The organism is Macrococcus brunensis (assembly GCF_004359615.1).
GTDB lineage: Bacteria > Bacillota > Bacilli > Staphylococcales > Staphylococcaceae > Macrococcus > Macrococcus brunensis.
This window is the reverse complement of sequence record NZ_SCWA01000001.1, coordinates 99,399-117,689: the sequence shown is the minus strand read 5'-3', so window position 1 is coordinate 117,689 and position 18,291 is coordinate 99,399. Positions and strand designations below refer to the sequence as shown.

Here is an 18,291-nt window from a genome sequence, read left to right as displayed (position 1 = left end):
ACCTATGAGAATTACAGAACTACTGACACAGTCTACTATTGCGATGGATTTAAATGCTTCGACTAAAAATACAGTGATAGATGAACTCGTTGAAACACTATGGCAGGCAGGCAAACTGAATGATAAAGAAGCCTACCGTGAAGCCATTCATGCACGTGAAGCACAAAGTACAACAGGAATTGGAGAAGGCATTGCCATTCCACATGCGAAGACTGATGCAGTTAAAGTACCGGCTATTGCGTTCGGAAAATCAAAACCAGGTGTGGATTATGAATCACTGGACGGAACACCGGCACATCTTTTCTTCATGATTGCAGCACCAGCAGGCGGCGCTCAGACCCATCTGGATGCACTGGCTAAATTATCCGGTATTCTGATGAATGAAGAAGTAAGAGCCCAGTTACTGAACGCTACTTCTAAAGAAGAAGTACTTGCTATTATCGATCAGAATGATGAAAGTGAAGCAGAAGTGGAGGAAGTGGCTGCTTCAGCTCCAGCTGCTGATGATAATCTTATTTTAGCGGTCACAGCTTGTCCGACAGGTATTGCGCATACTTATATGGCAGCGGATTCTCTGAAAAATAAAGCTGCGAAAATGGGTATTCCTATTAAAGTCGAGACCAATGGCTCTGGCGGTGTTAAAAACAAGCTGACAGATGATGAAATCAGACGCGCAAAAGGTATCATCGTTGCAGCAGATGTCAATGTCGATACAGCACGCTTCGATGGTAAAAATGTGGTCATGGTGCCAGTGGCAGACGGGATTAAACGTCCGGAAGAACTGATCAACATGGCACAGGATGATTCACGACCTAAATTTGTCGCAACTTCTAAAGCACGTACAACAGAGTCAGGTGAGAAAAAAGGATTCTATAAACATCTGATGAGCGGTGTATCCAACATGCTGCCGTTCGTTATTGCCGGGGGAATACTTATTGCGCTCAGTTTCTTCTGGGGTATACACTCTGCGGATCCGAAAAGTGAAGAATATAATGCATTTGCAGCTGCACTTAATACAATTGGTGGCGGCAATGGTGCATTCGGACTGATGATTCCAATACTCGCTGGTTTCATCGCATACAGTATCGCTGACCGTCCAGGTCTCGCTCCAGGTATGGTGGGTGGTCTGATGGCTGTACATGGCGGTTCTGGGTTCTTAGGTGGACTTGTTGCCGGATTCCTTGCAGGTTACTTAGTCAGAGGCTTAAAAGCATTGTTCAGTGGTCTGCCACAAGCACTTGAAGGCATTAAGCCAACTTTACTTTATCCTGTACTCGGTGTCGGTCTGACTGGTTTAATTATGTTCTATTTAGTCAATCCACCGGCAAAATGGTTGAATGACTTACTGACAACAACACTGAATGACATGAGCGGTACGAATATCATCCTGCTCGGACTCGTACTCGGTGGTATGATGGCTATCGATATGGGTGGTCCATTCAATAAAGCAGCCTACGCATTTGGGATTGCAGCGATTGATGCAGGTAACTATGCACCGATTACTGCAGCGATGATCGGGGGTATGGTGCCACCACTTGCGATTGCGCTTGCGATGATTATCTTCAGACGTAAATTCACTAAAGTTCAGCGTGGTTCTACTGTCTCTAATGCGGTCATGGGTGCTTCATTTATCACGGAAGGTGCGATTCCATTTGCAGCGGCAGATCCACTCCGCGTCATTCCTTCTATGATAGCAGGTAGCGCGACAGCTGGTGCACTTGCGATGGCATTCGGCTGCCGAGTACCAGCACCGCATGGCGGTATGTTCGTTATCTGGTTAGATAAAGCACACTGGCCGATGTTTTTACTGGCTCTTCTGATTGGTACAGTGGTCTCTGCATTAATTTATGGTTTTATTAAACCGAAACTTACTGAAGAAGAGCTTCAGGCTGAAATGGCAATGGAATAATTTAAGCATCCGACTTATGTCGGATGTTTTTTAATAACTGACGTTATATATTGTAATAAAGGGGTAAATTTTATAACATTATAGTTAACTTAGTAAAGAAGGATGAGCCCATGTTATACTACAAAACATATATAAAAGATAAGGAGGCGCCCTGGATCACCTTTATTCATGGTGCAGGCGGCAGTTCGACAATCTGGTTTAAGCAGATTCGCTACTTCAGAAAAGATTTTAATATCTTGCTTGTGGATTTACGTGGACATGGTAAATCCAAAGAGGATAAGTGGAAAAAAGGAGATACATTCGGTCATTTAGCAGCTGAAGTGATAGAAGTCTGTGACCACTTGGGGATTGAGAGAACGCATGTTATCGGTATGAGTCTTGGAACTATCGTTTCGCAGTCTCTGGCTGACCGTTATCCAGAACGTGTGCAGTCACTCGTATTAGGCGGCGCTATTATCGCACTTGATATACGGACAAAACTTTTACTATGGCTGGGTCGCACTATTAAGCGCATCATTCCATTTATGCTCCTCTATAAATTGTTTGCATATATCATTATGCCAAGAAAAAACCACGAGGAATCCCGACTTGCGTTTGTCAATGAAGCAAAAAAAATGAGTCAGAAGCAGTTTGTTAAATGGTTCAGTCTGACGAAACTGATCAACCCTTACTTGAGCCATCTACAGGTCTCGACTAAAAAAATTCCGACCGTCTTTATCATGGGGTCTGAAGACTATCTTTTTATCCCGCCGGTCAGAAAAGTGGCTGAAGAAAACAGCAACTTTAAAGTAGAGATTATTGAAAACTGTGGTCATGTCTGTAATATTGATCAGCCAGATATTTTCAATGATATTTCTAAACGATTCATTATGTCGCACGTGTAACGCTGCGGCATAAAATGTGTTAGAATAGAATTAATATTTTTAAAAGTGGCTGTCATTTAGGCAGTCATAAAATTTTTCGGAGGTGAATCCCTAATTCTAGGGAATTAATTGGACATAGAGACCATAATCAAGCTTTTCGTATTTGCATTTTTAATCTTAATGACTGCACTTTTCGTTGGATCTGAATTCAGTTTAGTTAAAGTCAGACTTTCTCGTATCGATCAACTCGTATCTGAAGGCAACAAAGCAGCTAAGATTGTCCAGCACATGGTTCATGAACTGGATTATTACTTATCTGCCTGTCAGTTAGGTATTACTGTCACAGCACTTGGACTCGGTTGGATCGGTGAATCGACTTTTGAAGCAGTCATCCATCCAGGACTGGAACTCTTACATATTCCTGTTGAACTCGCGAAGCCCATTTCAATCGCACTCAGTTTCCTGATTGTGACTTTCCTGCACGTTGTGTTAGGGGAATTAGCGCCTAAGTCACTCGCTATCCAATATGCGGAACGGATGACTTTAATTTTTGCGAGACCGCTTTATTACTTCGGTATTCTGATGAAACCTTTAATCTGGGCGATGAACGGTACGGCGCGTACTATTCTCAGAATGGTGGGTGTACAGCCGGCCGGGCATGAACAGGCGATGAGCGAAGATGAACTGAAGATTATTATGACGCAAAGTTACCAGAGCGGTGAAATCAACCGGACTGAACTTGCTTATATGCAGAATATCTTTTCATTTGATGAACGTCTGGCTAAAGACATTATGGTGCCGCGTACACAGATGATTTCACTGACGCAGCCATTTGATATTTCAGAACTGCTTGAAGTGGTCAATGAACACCAGTTTACTCGCTATCCGATTACAGAAGACGGGGATAAAGACCATATTATCGGTTTTATCAACGTCAAAGAATTCCTGACTAAATATGCGTCTGGCGATCCAGTCCGCATTAAAGAACATGTCCATGATTTGCCCCTTATTCATGAGGTCACTCGAATCAGTGATGCTCTGATTAAAATGCAGCGTGAACGCGTTCATATGGCACTTGTTATTGACGAATACGGTGGTACAGCAGGTATTCTGACGATGGAAGATATTCTAGAAGAGATTGTCGGCGAAATTCGTGATGAATTCGATGATGACGAAGTCAACGATATTATCAAGACGGGTGAAGCGACTTATCAGATTAACGGTAGAGTTTTATTAGCAGATATAGAAGAGCAATTTGGTATCACTTTCGAAGAATCAGACGATATCGATACGATTGGTGGCTGGATGCAGGCACAGAATCCTGATATCGATAAAGATGATTATGTCGATACCCACTTTGATAAATGGGTTGTGCTAGATGCGGAAAGCCATCAGATTAAATCAGTGGCGCTTCACAAGGATTTCCATGCATCAAGAGAAGAAGAAAACGGTGAAACTGAAGCATGAACCATTCAACATTAAATAGTTTGTTTCGCTTTTTTAGTTATCTGGAAGGTGGATCGCTTTTAATTCTTTTCTTTATAGCGGTTCCTCTAAAGCGCTTTGCAGGTAAGCCGGAAGTGGTGACGGTCTTCGGCTCTATTCATGGCTTTCTGTTTACTGTTTATATCATTCTGGTTATCTGGTTGATGTTCAAACTTAAATGGACCTTTAAATGGGTGGCCGGCGCTGTAATTTCAGCATTCCTGCCTTTTGGTACATTTGTATTTGATCATTATTATAAAAGGACTTTATATTATAGAAACGAATAAGAGAGACGAGGGTCTCTCTTTTTTTGGAGGTTAAGCGATGAGAATCAATAAATATCTTTCAGAATCCGGCATTACTTCAAGACGTGGAGCAGATAAATATATAGATGCCGGTCGCGTTAAAATTAACGGTGAATTAGCAGAACTCGGGAGCAAAGTAGAAGAAGGAGACGTTGTCACTGTCGATGGCAATGCTGTTACTCTCGAGAAAAGTTATGTTTACCTGAAATTAAATAAACCAAGAGGCATTACTTCAACAACAGAACGTCACATTAAAGGAAATATCGTGGATTTTGTCGGACATCAGGAGCGTATCTTTCATATCGGAAGACTGGATAAAGATTCAGAAGGCTTGATTTTACTGACGAATGACGGGGATATCGTCAATGAAATCCTGCGTGTGGAAAATAAACATGAGAAGGAATATGTGGTGTCCGTCGACAAGAAAATCACTGATGATTTTATCGAACAGATGGCAAGCGGTGTAGATATTCTCGGGACAACGACATTACCGGCCCAAGTTAGAAAAATTAATGACCGGACATTTAATATCATACTGATGCAGGGACTCAACCGACAGATCAGACGGATGTGTGAAGCTCTTGGCTATGAGGTTAGACAGTTACGCCGCATACGAGTGATGAACATTCATGTAGATGATTTGAAACTAGGTGAGTGGAAAGATTTAACGCAGACAGAGAAGGATGAACTTTTCAGACAGCTGGACTATCAGCCGAAAAGATAAGATGAGTGAATGAGCGCCGCGTAAAGTCCCGCAAAAGCAGTTAGTGGGACGATGCTCACTAAATGAGCAGACGCTGCATATCAAAAAACAGCGATAAATTCTGATTCAATCAGATTTTATCGCTGTTTACATTTCTGAATATTTAATAGGCAATCACCGCTTTATTATTCACCGCCGAGCATGTCAAACAGTCCACCGAGTGGGCTGCCTTCACCATAGCTTGAACTTTTCCCTGAAGCGGGCGCTGCAGCAAATACACGGCTTGCCAGACGGGAGAATGGTAATGATTGAACGAATACTGTTCCTGGACCTTGGACACGGGCAAACCATAAGCCTTCGCCGCCGAACATTTTTGTTTTGATACCAGGTATCGGTTCAATATCATAGTGAACGCTTGACGTCATACCGACTAAACAACCTGTATCAATCTGCAGGACTTCACCTGGCTGTAAATGACGCTCAACAATCGCTCCGCCTGCATGAATAAAGGCCATGCCATCACCAGTCAGTCGCTGCATAATAAAGCCTTCACCACCGAAGAAGCCGACACCGAGCTTTTTCTGAAGTGCGATATCAACTGAAACACCTTTAGCAGCCGCTAAAAATGCATCTTTCTGACAGATAAATTCACCATTTAAACGACTAAGGTCCAGTGGAATGATCTTACCTGGATAAGGTGCTGCCAAATAAACATGTTCTTTTTGATGTCCACGGTTTGTAAAAGTCGTCATAAAAAGACTTTCACCAGTCAATGTACGTTTGCCGGCAGAAAAAAGTTTATCCATAAAGCCGCCACCTTGCTTAGAACCATCGCCGAAGATTGTTGCAAGTTCAATATTAGGGTTGACCATCATCATACTGCCAGCTTCAGATACAACTGTTTCATTCGGATCAAGCTCTATCTCCACATACTGGATATCATCACCGTAAATTTTATAATCTATTTCATGGTTATTCATCTTGTCATCTCCCTTTTTTCTCCAGTATAACGATTTGTATGATTAATCGCCACAAAGTTGTTAAGAATGAAAGATAGATAACAAATACACCTTTAGTATAATGAGCTTGAGGTGAATCCTATGAAATTTAAGAAACCTAATCAGCACGGAGTCTGGGCTATGCTGATTATGCCTTTTTTATTTGGAGTCTTTGCGGGAGAGTTTAATCTATTTCACTTATTATTTATATTAGGCTGGTTTTTAGTCTTCTTTGCGACAGATAATTTACTGTTCTATATCAAAAAACGTAAAAAAGATAATGGCTATTTATTGTCAGCTGGCATGTTTGGCGTGCTTGCGGCATTATGTTTAGGAGTTCTGATTCTTCGCCAGCCGTCATTACTGTTCTTTTTTGGCATGATGATTCCTTTTGGCGGACTTAATATTTACTTTGCGAGTATCCGTGATGAGCGAAATGTGTTAAATGATCTCAGTGCAGTTATCATTTTTTCAATAGCCGGCTGCATCAGTTATTTTATCGGGCATGAAGAATTAGATGGTGAGATGATCAAAGTCTTTGTTTTCAGTTTTCTGTATTTTGTGGGTACGATTCTTTACGTTAAAACAATGATTCGTGAAAAACGAAATGTAAAGTATAAATGGCTATCTTTTAGTTATCATATGCTACTGGTGGTTGCAGGATTTTGGTTCCACGTTCTGATAGGAATTGCCGTAGTCCCTAGTTTGATTAGAGCGATAACGTTCTATGGCAAGAATTATAAGCCGATGAAGATAGGGATAGTTGAAATAGCGAATGCCTGCTTCGTGACATTCTTTGTAGCGTTGTATTTTCTTAAATAGTGGAGTTACTGGCGATAAATGGTATTTGTAGCTGATAACGCTTTTCTCCAAAAAAATGACGACCACTCGGTCGTCATTTTTCATATTTCTCGCGATGTTCTTTTTTCATCTTTAAATATTCTTTATCTTCCCGAATAGTATCCCAGTATTCCTTGAAGATAAGTGCAGATTCTCTTTTTTCCGGTGCTTCGTCGTTCAAATAGACAGACCCATTCTCTGCATATTTTTTGCCGCTCTTATGATGGGCGTAGCGCATCGCACGCGTATAGCCCATCTGGATGAACTTGCGTGACATGTCCATGCCGACAAAATCATTTTCTTTCTTATAATTCTGGTAAAGGTCATATATTTTCTCGGCTGATTCTTTAGCGATTTCCGGTGTCTTAAATCGCCAGTGGGGCAAGATTTCACCTTTATACGGCTGGACTAACAGCACACCTTGTTCTCCGCGCCCAACCTGGTACAGCTCAGAGTGTTCACGGAAATCCAGCTTATCAAAATCCTGATCATAATTGAATTCCTTCACAAAAATTCCTCCTAATAAAAAAAGAGCCTCAAAGGCTCTTTTTTAAAAAATTAACGACGTTTGTGCATCATACCAAGTACGATTGAAACGATAGCGATTAACAGGATAGTACCTACTAATGCTGGTAAGATGTATACGCCCCAGATTTCTGGTCCCCAGTGTCCAAGTAATGATCCACCGATTGATGCACCAAGTAAACCTGCGATGATATTACCGATTTTTCCGCCTGGAATATCAGTACCCATGATCATACCTGCTACCCAGCCGATAAGACCACCCATGATTAACATTAAAATAAAGCCCATGTGTGTTTCCTCCTATTAAATAAAATTAGAATAATAAGACGTTTGACTCTTATGATTTATATATACCCAGGAGTTTAAGCACAAAACATGAGAATTTAAAATTTATACGCCTTTTTTATTGCTCCATAAAAGTGTATGCAGCTGAGGGGTCACATAGACATGATTCATATCATCATCCTGCATCACACGGTCGATGACTTCTTCGTACCGTGCTAACAGCTTGGATGTATGGGCATTTACCTCGTCTTCAAGATACGGGTTACCCACTTGAACATAAAACGGCAGATTTAAATAACGATGATGCATCTGCTTAGCAAACTGATAGTCTGCTTCATCAAATACAACGACTTTCAAGTTGATTTTCGTCGCATCCAGCTGGCTGATGACGTCATCTAGAATAGTAAGATTCTGATTCATACCTGATGACGGTGGTTTCGGACTGATAGTCAGCTGATCGATGTCACGCATCCATGTCTGGAACTTGGAACCCTGTGTTTCAAGGGCGACCTGGCAGCTTTCGGCATGCAGTAAATCCACGAGTGTACCGATGTCCTTGATAAGAGCAGGGTTGCCGCCTGAAATAGTCACATGGTTGAATGACTGACCGCCGATTTCTCTGAGCTCTCTATAAATGTCTTCAGTAGTCATCATTCTGATATCTTCTTTCATGGATCCGTCCCATGTAAATTTCGAGTCACACCAGCTACAGCGGAAATCACAGCCGGCTGTTCTGACAAACATCGTTTTGCGGCCGATGACAATCCCTTCACCTTGTATCGTCGGACCGAATATCTCCATCACAGGTATCATAGGTCACCTCTGTAAACGACGTAGCTTGTCGGTGTTTCACGCAGAAAGACCTGCAGGCATTTAGCCCCGTTATCCAGTTCATCCAGATAATCCTGAACCAGCGTATAAATAAGTTCGGCCATTTTTTCTGTCGAAGGAATCATCCCTTTGACCTCTGGCAGTTCGTTTAGAAGCTGGTGATCAAAACGGCCGTGAATGAGTTTTTTTAACTCGCTGAAATTAACGAGAAAGCCAAGGTCATCCAGCTCGTTACCGGCAATCGTCAGACACAGAAAATAAGTGTGACCATGCACGCGTGCGCATGCCCCTGCGCGCTCATCAGGAATATAATGTGCGCTTGAGAAGTTCATATCTTTATTCAGTTCAAAACGGTAGGAGTGGGGGACTTGTGGATAAATCTGACCAATCATTTCGCACCTCTTTCTGCGAGATAGGCTGTGAATCCCGCATTTCTTAATTGACAGCTTGGACATTCTCCGCATCCATCAGCCATGATGCCCTCATAACAGGTCAATGTGTTATTTCGAACATAATCCAGCTGGCCGAGTTCATCTGCCAGCTGCCATGTTTCTTTTTTATCCAGCCACATCAGCGGGGTATGAATGACAAAGTTTTCGTCCATCGCGAGATTCACTGTGACGTTAAGCGACTTGATAAAGATGTCACGGCAATCCGGATACCCTGAGAAGTCAGTTTCACAGACACCCGTGATGATATGTTTCGCACCAATCTGATAAGCGAGTGCAGCTGCAAAGCTCATAAACAGGAGATTCCGCGCCGGCACAAATGTGTTAGGGATATTACCTTCTTCTATTGCCATCGTATGATCCGTTAAAGCATTAGGTGACAGCTGAGATAAAAGAGACATATCGAGGACGTGATGCTTCAATCCCTGTTCTTCAGCAATATTCTGTGCGACTGTTATTTCAAGCGCATGGCGCTGACCGTAGTTAAAAGTCACGAGTTCAACTTCTTTATAATGTTTCAGAGCATGGAACATACAGGTCGTACTATCCTGTCCACCGCTGAAGACGACGAGTGCTTTATCATTGTTTAGTTTCATTTTTTCCACCTTTTCAATAAAAAAAGACATCTTATCCCTAGCAAGATGTCTGACTAGTTTTTTATAGAGGGTATGCGCTAGGAACCTCTTATTAAATTCGTTACTCATTGTAGCAGAAAAAAAGCTATACTAAAAGAGATAAATTTTGAGCACCGGAGTGAAAGTATGTTTTTAATGATAGATAATTACGACTCATTTACTTATAACATCGTGCATTATATCGAAGGAATGGACGAAGAAATCATCGTACGTCAGCCGCATGAAATCACGACTCACGATATAGAAGACATGCAGCCGGAGGGCATTCTTCTGTCGCCAGGTCCAGGTCACCCGGAAGATGCTGCTCTGACACTCGAGGTGATTAAAACATTTGCAGGTAGAATTCCGCTGCTCGGTATCTGTCTCGGGTTTCAGGCGATTATAACGGCTTTCGGTGGTAAAGTCGATAAAGGTCGGCCTGTCCATGGCCATAGTGCTGAAATCACACACGACGGGAAAGGGCTGTACATGAATCTGCCAGATTCTCTAAAAGTAGCACGTTATCACTCGCTCCGAGCGGTCAGTCTGCCAGAATGTCTGATTGTCACAGCAAAAACGCATGATGGTATTATCATGGGTATCAGACATTGTGACTCGCTCGTTGAAGGGGTGCAGTATCATCCTGAATCAGTGCTGACAGAACACGGTCATGAGCAGTTAAAACAATTCATTAGGATGTGCAGAGAATGAGAGCATGTATTCAGTTTAAAGAGTTTGATACTTTATATTTTGAAGAGCCACTTCAAGTACTGACGGCAAATACGCTGGATGAGGTAAAACCAGTCATTGACGCTGCTGAAAAGTGGAGCAAGGCGAACTATGTTGTCGGCTATCTGAACTATGAAGCTGCGAAAGCATTCTCACCATTAATGGCTGTTAAAGAAGCGGATTGCTATGCCAAGTTCTATGTGTTCAGTGAGCCGGCCCGGCCTTTTGAAAAGTCGGTGCTGAGACAACCAGTTAAGTTTGCCTTTACAGAAACAAAAGAGATGATAGAAGACCATATAAGGGAGATTAAAGAACGTATACGTCTCGGGGATACTTATCAGGTCAACTATACGACACGCTTGAAGGCGACTGCTGATGTTGATGCCTATGCCCTTTACCTGAAACTCACTGAAGTCAGTAATGGGGGTTACTGTGCATTTATCGAAGAAGAAGATCATGCCATCATCAGTATCTCGCCAGAACTATTCTTTAAATACGACAGGGCTTCTCGTGTCATTCAGACTAAACCGATGAAAGGGACTCTTTCCCGTCATCAAGATCCTCTACAGGATAAAAGGAACTTTGAACAGCTGAAGAGTTCAGAGAAAGATCAGGCAGAAAATGTGATGATTGTTGACTTACTGCGCAACGATTTAAGCCGTATAGCAGAGAAGAACTCTGTACAGGTTCCTGCGCTTTTTGATATCGAAGCGTATCCGACAGTCTATCAGATGACCTCTACAGTAGAAGCGGTCATTAAGAAATCACATACACTGTATGACGTACTGAAGGCGCTGTTTCCTTGTGGCTCGATTACTGGTGCTCCGAAAATTAGTACTATGAATATCATTAACGGACTCGAGAGCGCGAGAGGCATCTACTGCGGAACAATCGGTATTCTGACACCTGAACAGGCTGTTTTTAATGTACCGATTCGTACAATCGAAAAGAAAAATAATCAGCTGCTTTACGGTGTAGGTGGGGGGATGACCATCGATTCTGATGAAACAGCAGAATTCAATGAAATGGTCATGAAGACCCATATTTTGAGACAGCTGGCTCATTACTCTGAATTCAACTTAATTGAAACGATGCGGCTGGATGCAACGGGGATCAGACGACGCGAATATCATTTTAATAGACTCTTAAAAAGCCTGACACACTTTGATTTTGCTTATGACAGCCATCTCCTTCAGCGGATATTTGAACAGCAGGGAGCTGGCAGCTTAAGAATCGCTGCCTACGACGGCTATATCTCAGTGACGAAGCGGCCACTTCCCACAAAGACAATAGATAAAGCGCTGCTGACCCCTATGGAAGAAGTATCTTTAGAGCGCCTGCAGCATAAGACTTCACAGCGGAATCATTACACGTCAGCTGACGGTTTCCTTTCTTTGTATTATAATAAGAATAATTATCTGACAGAGTTCAATATTGGCAATCTTGTCTATTCTCTTGATGGGACTCTTTATACCCCTGCTTTAGAAGACCAGCTGCCAGGCAGTATGCAGGCAGAACTTCTCGCCACTCACCAGATTAAAAGGCGTGACTTGCATCTCAATGAACTTGATTCAGTAGAGCAATTCTGGATGATTAATTCCCTCAGAGAATGGGTGAAAGTTGAACTTTGTAAACAAAACGTGGCAAAGTTCTAGATAAAAGCGTAAAATAAAAGCAATTAACTTATGAGCGTTAGGAGAACTTTATGATTATCACTTTAATACTTCTCATCGGTTTATGCGTCTGGATCTACTATTGTAATCAGCGTGTGATATCTTTTTTAAAAACAGGAGAAGATAGAAACGCATTGATCTGGCTCTATGTAGCGATGGTAACCGCTATACTGATTGTAGGTGTTCTTGTCTTCAGTATGAGACAGGAAGTAATCAGCCTGCTTGATGTTTTTTATCACCATTAGGTGGTCTTCTATTTAGAAATTAGCAAGTAGAGAGAGGTTCTATCATGATATTTGAAGATGCAGGACTATATACAACTTATCAGACAGCTAAAAGCGATCAATTGTCTCATACTATTGCCAACGCACTTGTCGGCAATGATTCAGAAATGCCGACATTTGAGATGGCTATGGTACCGGCGACGGTCTATTTTGAAGAAGAGACTTTAATAGCCTTAACAGGTGCGGATTACAACGCCTATACTTCGGAACGTGAAATTGAGATGTTCAAGCCACATCTGATGGCTAAAGGAGAGACTCTGCATTTCGGACGAGCGGCGAAAGGGACACGTGTCTACCTTGCCGTTGCGGGCGGTGTGCAGGAGGCAGTACTGAATCAGAAAATAGAAGCAGATACGACCTTTAAACTGGTGCATGAATATACAGACATACAGAAGAAACTGATTCAGAAATTATCTGTCGTCGAGTCATGCCCATGGGGTGTTGATTTTTACTCTTTATCACGTGTCTATTACTCTGATATTTTCCACATTTATCCCGTTAAGGATGTGGTGATTCCGGATGATGAAGTCTATGAAGTTTCAAGTTATCTGAATCGACAGAGCTTTACATTAGAAGGACCGTTGATTAAATACAAAGAGCGAGCTGAAGCGCAGCTGAATCCTGGCAGCATCCAGGTTACAGTTGACCAGAAACTAAGAGTGATCTTGACTGCAATGGATGGCCAGGAAGCGGTGGCACAGATTGCGCCTTATCATTTCTTAAAACTGGTTCAAAAGCGACCAGGGTCGAAACTTATTTTTAAAAACGTATCTCAGGAAGAGTATTATGAACGCAAAAATTCTTACGACCACTGGGTAAAAAGTCTTTTAATGCAGCTATCTTATCAGCTGAAAAGTTATGTCAGTTCCTGATATCTGATTATAGACAAAAATCATTCACATATTACACAAAAAATAGCTGAGAAGCTATTTTTTATTTGCTTAAATAACAAAATAAGGTTAAATTTATATATTGAAGCTAATCATATTAATTTAAATTAAAGAACATTAATTTTGTGTAAATTTTATATGGGATGGTATAGATTGGAGTTGTTAAATGAATGTTTAAAGACAAAAAAATAACGATATTTACTTTCTTTCTGATGACTGTACTGACAGTATCAGTTAAGACTTATTTTGCATATTATGTTGACTTATCACTAGGCGTTAAAGGTATTGTACAGAACTTGATTCTCCTGCTCAATCCTTATAGTCTAGTGGCGCTTATATTAAGTACACTGCTGTTTTTCAAAGGGCGAAAAGCATTCTGGCTAGTTTTTACAGGTGGTACACTATTGACGCTGCTCCTATATAGTAACGTCGTCTACTTCAGATTCTTCTCAGACTTCCTGACGTTCAGTACACTCAATCAGGTCAGCAACGTTGAATCTATGTCCGGAGCACTCTGGAGCTCATTCCAGTGGTATGACTTTGTATATTTTCTGGATACCATTGTTTATTTGGTCCTACTGACTGTTAAACGAGATGTATTGTCAACACAGTCATTTAAACGAAAGTTTGTGCCTGTCATGATGGGTGTTTCAATCGCACTATTCTTCATTAATCTGGCGTTCGCAGAAATGGATCGTCCTGAGCTTTTGACTCGTACGTTTGACCATAAATATTTGGTGAAGTATCTGGGACCTTATAACTTTACAGTCTATGACGGCGTGAAGACGATTCAGAACAATCAGCAGAAAGCGATGGCAAGTGCAGACGATCTGACGCGCCTGCAGTCCTATACAAAAACGAAATACGCCGAACCAAATAAAAAATATTTCGGTATTGCTAAAGAAAAAAATATCATCAAAATTCATCTGGAAAGTTTCCAGACAGAGATGATCGGTCTGAAAGTGAATGGTAAAGAAGTCACACCTTATTTGAATCAGCTGGCAACAGGTAATGATGACTTCATCTATTACAGCAACTTCTTCCATTCAACTGGCCAGGGTAAAACATCTGATGCTGAGTTAACAATGGATAACAGCATGTATGGTCTGCAGCAAGGGTCTGCTTTCTCATTGAAAAGCGACAACACATTCCAGTCGCTGCCGGCTATCCTGCACCAGAAACAGAACTATTCGACTTCTGTCATGCATGGAGACTATAAGACGTTCTGGAACCGTGATCAGATTTACAAACGTTTCGGCATCGATAAGTTCTATGATGCAACGTATTATGATATGAGCGAAGAAAATCTTGAGAACCTGGGTCTTAAAGATAAAGAGTTCTTTAAGGAATCTATTCCTTACCTGAAAAAAGAAACGAAGCCGTTCTATTCACATCTGCTCACACTGACGAACCATTATCCTTTCACAGTGGATCCATCTGAAGCGACAATTGCTTCTCCGAATACAGGTGACGCAACAGTTGATGGTTATGTACAGACTGCCCGTTATTTAGACGAAGCAGTGAGACAATTTATGACTGACTTGAAGAAAAACGGACTTTATGATGATTCCGTCATTATGATTTATGGAGACCACTACGGTATTTCAGAGAATCATAATAAAGCGATGGGTCAACTGATCGGTGAAACTGTGACACCAGCTAAGTTTATGGATCTGCAACGTACAGGTTTATTCCTGAAAGTGCCTGGCATTAAAGGGCATGTTGACCCTACTTATGCGAGTCAGGTGGACGTGATGCCGACAATCCTTCACTTAACAGGAATCGATGCAAAACCTTATACGATTTTCGGTACTGACTTATTATCTAAAAAACATCGTCAAGTCGTCGTCTTCAGAAACGGTGATTTCATTACACCGGAAATCAAGTCGTTGAATGGTGTCTTTTATGACAATAAGACGAACGCGCAGCTGACAGATGAGAAGCTGATTGCGAAAGCAACGAAAATCAAAAATACGGTGGCTACAGAACTTGAAATGTCAGATAGTCTGTTGAACGGAGACTTACTTCGTTTCTACAATAACAAAGAATTCAAGAAAATTAATCCTGCTGATTATGAATACCAGAATGGTACAGTCAGCTCGATGAAATAGAAAAAAGAGACGATTTCAACTGAAATCGTCTCTTTTTTCATCCAAGTGAGACATCGAGAATCATCATGATCGTAAAGCCGACCATTAATCCGAGTGTCGCAAGGTCTGTATTTTCTCCGGACTGTGATTCAGGTATCAGTTCTTCTACAACTACGAAGATCATCGCACCTGCCGCAAAAGCGAGGGCATAAGGTAATAGAGGTGTGACGAGTAGAACGGCTGCGGCACCGATGACGGCGAAGACAGGTTCAACAAGTGCAGAAGCCTGGCCAAAATTAAAAGCCTGCCATTTCGATTTGCCGTCACCATGAATTGGCAGGCTAAGTGCAGTTCCTTCAGGAATGTTCTGGATACCAATGCCGATTGCGAGTCCGACTGCTGCCATAAGTCCGCTGTCAGTCGCATGACCAATCGCACCAAATGCAACACCGAGTGCCAGTCCTTCAGGGATATTATGAAGGGTGATAGCAAGTAAAAGTAACGTAGATTTATTTAAATTACTTTTACGGCCTTCTGTCTGATGGCCAGATGATGCATGAGCGTGCATATGAGGAATAACAACATCCAGGCCACGGATGAAGATACCGCCCAGCAGGAAACCGATTGCAGCTGGAATCCAGGGAATCTGTCCTGCTTTTTCACTGAATTCAAGTGCGGGTGCCAAGAGCGACCAGAAGGATGCTGCGATCATAACGCCGGCCGCAAAACCTTGCATCGTATTGAGCAGCTTATTGTTGACTGATCTGACTAAAAAGACTACAGCTGCGCCTAAAGCTGTCATGCCCCAGGTAAAAATACCAGCGATAAGAGCCTGATAAACATGTGATAGTTGACTAAACCACTCTAACATAGTGTCTCCTTCTCCGTAAAAGTGTATAATATATTAATGAATTTTTGACAATAACAACATCATAGCACATATATGAGAAAGAGGTTAACGATGGAAGCGTATAAGATAGAGAATTTAGCGAAACAATACGGAGACAAGACCATATTCGACCAGGTCAACCTGAGCATTGCTGAAGGCGAAAAGATTGCGCTTGTCGGTATAAATGGCACGGGTAAAAGCGCGCTTCTAAAAGCCATCGCAGAAATCGAACCACATAATGGCATAGTGACTCATTCAAATGGTTTTAAGATCAGTTATGCAGCACAGGATCCGGTACTCAGCCTGAAAGAGAATGCAGTACAAAATGTAATGGATCCAGAAAATCCGGTCGTCAGACTGCTGAATGACTATAATGAAGTGCTCATCCAAATGACAACCAATATGTGTGACCCTGTTATGCAGTCATTTAATCAGCTTCAGGAACAGATTGAAGCAGTTGATGGCTTCAGCTATCAGGCTGAAGCGAAGACCATTCTGACGAAGCTCGGTATTATGGATCACGACAAACTGCTGAGTGAAATGAGTGGGGGTCAGCAGAAACGGGTTGCACTTGCGAAGACCTTGTTATCAAGACCAGATTTACTGCTTCTTGATGAACCGACCAACCATCTGGATTTCGAATCCATTGCCTGGCTGATTCAGTATATTAAGACTTATCCGAAGGCTGTTTTATTTGTTACCCATGACCGCTTCTTCTTAAATGAGGTGACTGACCGCATCATCGAACTGAGAAATGGACATCTTCATCCTTACGTCGGTAATTATGATGCTTATATCGCGCAGAAGGCTGAAGAAGAACTGACAGCAGAACGTATTCAACATAAAGAGAAGCAGCTTTACAAGCAGGAACTGGCTTGGATGAGAAAAGGTGCTAAAGCACGTACGACGAAGCAGCAGGCCCGTATAGACCGTTTTAAGTCAATAGAAGAGAAAGTCAGCGAGCACCAGACGAAGGACCAGATGTCTATCGATCTCAATCATCAAAGACTGGGTAAGCAGGTCTTTGAACTTGATGATATCGGTATCACAATCGGTAATAAAGAATTGTTTAATGGATTAACGACTATCGTCCAGACGACTGACCGTATTGGTATTGTCGGTGAGAACGGCAGCGGTAAATCAACACTTTTAAATATCTTGAGCGAGCGTCTGACCAACTATACAGGAACACTTAAGACGGGACAGACCGTTAAAATCGGTTACTACCAGCAGTCTTACGCAAAAATGAATGAAGAAATGCGTATCATTGATTTTCTGCGTGAGAAAGCAGAAGAAGCGACACAGAAAGATGGTACTAAAATCTCTGTCACTCAGCTTCTTGAGCGTTTTCTTTTCCCGTCCAGTATGCACGGCACACTGATTCACCGCCTGTCAGGTGGAGAGAAAAAGAGACTTTATCTCCTCAGCATTCTGATAGAAGGACCGAATGTACTGCTGCTGGATGAGCCGACAAATGATCTGGACACAGAGACGCTGACGATACTTGAAGCATATCTCGCTGAGTTTAATGGCGCAGTCATTACAGTCAGCCATGATCGTTACTTCCTGGATAAAGTCGTGACTAAGTACTGGTATATTTCGAATCAGAAAGTCAATATCATTCTCGGTGAGTTCGATGACTACCTTGCTTATAAAAAATCTGTCGTGACAACGCCCGTGAAAGAAGTAGTCGTGAAAGAAAAACGGACTCAGACTCGAGTCAGTTACAAGGATAAACGTCGTTTCGAGGAATTAGGCGAAGAAATAGAATCACTGGAGAAACAACTTGAAGAGACAGATGAGCAGATTGCGCAGGAGACGACGAATTATGAACGTCTTAATGAATTAACGGCAACACGAGAAGACCTCAATACACGATATGAAGAATCATTTTTAGAGTGGAGCGAACTCGCAGAACGGATGGAATAA

At 42.0% G+C, this 18,291-nt stretch carries 19 protein-coding genes; 12 read left to right on the top strand and 7 right to left on the bottom strand.

What is annotated here, in order from left to right; all coding sequences use genetic code 11:
• Positions 1-4: 4 nt before the first annotated feature.
• From ERX27_RS00625 to ERX27_RS00605, 5 genes are all read left to right on the top strand, one after another.
• Positions 5-1,909 (top strand): PTS fructose transporter subunit IIABC, encoded by a 1,905-nt coding sequence (locus ERX27_RS00625; protein WP_133430873.1) that lies wholly within the window; start codon positions 5-7, stop codon positions 1,907-1,909.
• Between the two features lie 110 nt (positions 1,910-2,019).
• Positions 2,020-2,793 (top strand): alpha/beta fold hydrolase, encoded by a 774-nt coding sequence (locus ERX27_RS00620; protein ID WP_133430872.1) that lies wholly within the window; start codon positions 2,020-2,022, stop codon positions 2,791-2,793.
• Between the two features lie 108 nt (positions 2,794-2,901).
• Positions 2,902-4,239: a hemolysin family protein gene (locus ERX27_RS00615; protein WP_133430871.1), complete on the top strand. Its 1,338-nt coding sequence runs from the start codon at positions 2,902-2,904 to the stop codon at positions 4,237-4,239.
• Entirely contained in the window at positions 4,236-4,544 is a 309-nt protein-coding gene (locus tag ERX27_RS00610) for a DUF3817 domain-containing protein (protein ID WP_133430870.1), read from the top strand. The genes ERX27_RS00615 and ERX27_RS00610 overlap by 4 nt, the downstream gene beginning before the upstream one ends.
• Positions 4,545-4,581: 37 nt before the next feature.
• On the top strand, positions 4,582-5,286 hold the full coding sequence (locus tag ERX27_RS00605) for a pseudouridine synthase (RefSeq protein ID WP_133430869.1): 705 nt from the start codon (positions 4,582-4,584) through the stop codon (positions 5,284-5,286).
• Between the two features lie 164 nt (positions 5,287-5,450).
• Here ERX27_RS00605 and ERX27_RS00600 read toward each other — a convergent pair whose 3' ends face one another.
• Positions 5,451-6,245: a TIGR00266 family protein gene (locus tag ERX27_RS00600; RefSeq protein WP_133430868.1), complete on the bottom strand. Its 795-nt coding sequence runs from the start codon at positions 6,243-6,245 to the stop codon at positions 5,451-5,453.
• Positions 6,246-6,365: 120 nt separating this feature from the next.
• Here ERX27_RS00600 and ERX27_RS00595 point away from each other — a divergent pair, with 120 nt between their 5' ends.
• Positions 6,366-7,085: a YwiC-like family protein gene (locus ERX27_RS00595; RefSeq protein ID WP_133430867.1), complete on the top strand. Its 720-nt coding sequence runs from the start codon at positions 6,366-6,368 to the stop codon at positions 7,083-7,085.
• Between the two features lie 73 nt (positions 7,086-7,158).
• On the opposite strand, the gene ERX27_RS00590 is transcribed toward ERX27_RS00595, so the two are convergent.
• From ERX27_RS00590 to queC, 5 genes are all read right to left on the bottom strand, one after another.
• On the bottom strand, positions 7,159-7,611 hold the full coding sequence (locus ERX27_RS00590; RefSeq protein ID WP_133430866.1) for a DUF4385 domain-containing protein: 453 nt from the start codon (positions 7,609-7,611) through the stop codon (positions 7,159-7,161).
• Between the two features lie 50 nt (positions 7,612-7,661).
• On the bottom strand, positions 7,662-7,916 hold the full coding sequence (locus ERX27_RS00585; protein WP_133430865.1) for a GlsB/YeaQ/YmgE family stress response membrane protein: 255 nt from the start codon (positions 7,914-7,916) through the stop codon (positions 7,662-7,664).
• A 102-nt stretch (positions 7,917-8,018) separates the two neighbouring features.
• Entirely contained in the window at positions 8,019-8,726 is a 708-nt protein-coding gene (gene queE, locus ERX27_RS00580) for a 7-carboxy-7-deazaguanine synthase QueE (protein WP_133430864.1), read from the bottom strand.
• On the bottom strand, positions 8,723-9,136 hold the full coding sequence (queD, locus tag ERX27_RS00575; RefSeq protein WP_133430863.1) for a 6-carboxytetrahydropterin synthase QueD: 414 nt from the start codon (positions 9,134-9,136) through the stop codon (positions 8,723-8,725). Before queD ends, queE begins: the two co-directional genes overlap by 4 nt.
• Positions 9,133-9,789 (bottom strand): 7-cyano-7-deazaguanine synthase QueC, encoded by a 657-nt coding sequence (gene queC / locus ERX27_RS00570; protein ID WP_133430862.1) that lies wholly within the window; start codon positions 9,787-9,789, stop codon positions 9,133-9,135. Before queC ends, queD begins: the two co-directional genes overlap by 4 nt.
• Before the next feature lie 165 nt (positions 9,790-9,954).
• On the opposite strand from queC, the gene ERX27_RS00565 reads away from it, so the two are divergent.
• From ERX27_RS00565 to ltaS, 5 genes are all read left to right on the top strand, one after another.
• Positions 9,955-10,518, top strand: a complete 564-nt coding sequence (locus ERX27_RS00565) for an anthranilate synthase component II (protein ID WP_133430861.1) — start codon at positions 9,955-9,957, stop codon at positions 10,516-10,518.
• Complete coding sequence (pabB, locus tag ERX27_RS00560; protein ID WP_133430860.1) at positions 10,515-12,191, top strand: aminodeoxychorismate synthase component I; 1,677 nt, start codon at positions 10,515-10,517, stop codon at positions 12,189-12,191. Before ERX27_RS00565 ends, pabB begins: the two co-directional genes overlap by 4 nt.
• Before the next feature lie 50 nt (positions 12,192-12,241).
• Positions 12,242-12,454 (top strand): hypothetical protein, encoded by a 213-nt coding sequence (locus ERX27_RS00555; protein ID WP_133430859.1) that lies wholly within the window; start codon positions 12,242-12,244, stop codon positions 12,452-12,454.
• 44 nt (positions 12,455-12,498) lie between these two features.
• Entirely contained in the window at positions 12,499-13,365 is an 867-nt protein-coding gene (locus ERX27_RS00550; RefSeq protein ID WP_133430858.1) for a 5-oxoprolinase subunit C family protein, read from the top strand.
• 188 nt (positions 13,366-13,553) lie between these two features.
• Complete coding sequence (gene ltaS / locus ERX27_RS00545; protein ID WP_133430857.1) at positions 13,554-15,494, top strand: polyglycerol-phosphate lipoteichoic acid synthase LtaS; 1,941 nt, start codon at positions 13,554-13,556, stop codon at positions 15,492-15,494.
• A 37-nt stretch (positions 15,495-15,531) separates the two neighbouring features.
• On the opposite strand, the gene ERX27_RS00540 is transcribed toward ltaS, so the two are convergent.
• Positions 15,532-16,344: a ZIP family metal transporter gene (locus ERX27_RS00540; protein WP_133430856.1), complete on the bottom strand. Its 813-nt coding sequence runs from the start codon at positions 16,342-16,344 to the stop codon at positions 15,532-15,534.
• A gap of 90 nt (positions 16,345-16,434) precedes the next feature.
• On the opposite strand from ERX27_RS00540, the gene ERX27_RS00535 reads away from it, so the two are divergent.
• Positions 16,435-18,291 carry an ABC-F family ATP-binding cassette domain-containing protein gene (locus ERX27_RS00535; protein WP_133430855.1) on the top strand — a complete coding sequence of 619 codons (1,857 nt, stop codon included), beginning with the start codon at positions 16,435-16,437 and terminating at the stop codon, positions 18,289-18,291.

Coding starts and splice junctions, on each gene's coding strand:
- ERX27_RS00625 (WP_133430873.1), top strand. CDS start 5: ATGAGAATTACAGAACTACTGACACAGTCTACTATTGCGATGGATTTA.
- ERX27_RS00620 (WP_133430872.1), top strand. CDS start 2,020: ATGTTATACTACAAAACATATATAAAAGATAAGGAGGCGCCCTGGATC.
- ERX27_RS00610 (WP_133430870.1), top strand. CDS start 4,236: ATGAACCATTCAACATTAAATAGTTTGTTTCGCTTTTTTAGTTATCTG.
- ERX27_RS00605 (WP_133430869.1), top strand. CDS start 4,582: ATGAGAATCAATAAATATCTTTCAGAATCCGGCATTACTTCAAGACGT.
- ERX27_RS00600 (WP_133430868.1), bottom strand. CDS start 6,245: ATGAATAACCATGAAATAGATTATAAAATTTACGGTGATGATATCCAG.
- ERX27_RS00595 (WP_133430867.1), top strand. CDS start 6,366: ATGAAATTTAAGAAACCTAATCAGCACGGAGTCTGGGCTATGCTGATT.
- ERX27_RS00585 (WP_133430865.1), bottom strand. CDS start 7,916: ATGGGCTTTATTTTAATGTTAATCATGGGTGGTCTTATCGGCTGGGTA.
- queE (WP_133430864.1), bottom strand. CDS start 8,726: ATGATACCTGTGATGGAGATATTCGGTCCGACGATACAAGGTGAAGGG.
- queD (WP_133430863.1), bottom strand. CDS start 9,136: ATGATTGGTCAGATTTATCCACAAGTCCCCCACTCCTACCGTTTTGAA.
- queC (WP_133430862.1), bottom strand. CDS start 9,789: ATGAAACTAAACAATGATAAAGCACTCGTCGTCTTCAGCGGTGGACAG.
- ERX27_RS00565 (WP_133430861.1), top strand. CDS start 9,955: ATGTTTTTAATGATAGATAATTACGACTCATTTACTTATAACATCGTG.
- pabB (WP_133430860.1), top strand. CDS start 10,515: ATGAGAGCATGTATTCAGTTTAAAGAGTTTGATACTTTATATTTTGAA.
- ERX27_RS00555 (WP_133430859.1), top strand. CDS start 12,242: ATGATTATCACTTTAATACTTCTCATCGGTTTATGCGTCTGGATCTAC.
- ERX27_RS00550 (WP_133430858.1), top strand. CDS start 12,499: ATGATATTTGAAGATGCAGGACTATATACAACTTATCAGACAGCTAAA.
- ltaS (WP_133430857.1), top strand. CDS start 13,554: ATGTTTAAAGACAAAAAAATAACGATATTTACTTTCTTTCTGATGACT.
- ERX27_RS00540 (WP_133430856.1), bottom strand. CDS start 16,344: ATGTTAGAGTGGTTTAGTCAACTATCACATGTTTATCAGGCTCTTATC.
- ERX27_RS00535 (WP_133430855.1), top strand. CDS start 16,435: ATGGAAGCGTATAAGATAGAGAATTTAGCGAAACAATACGGAGACAAG.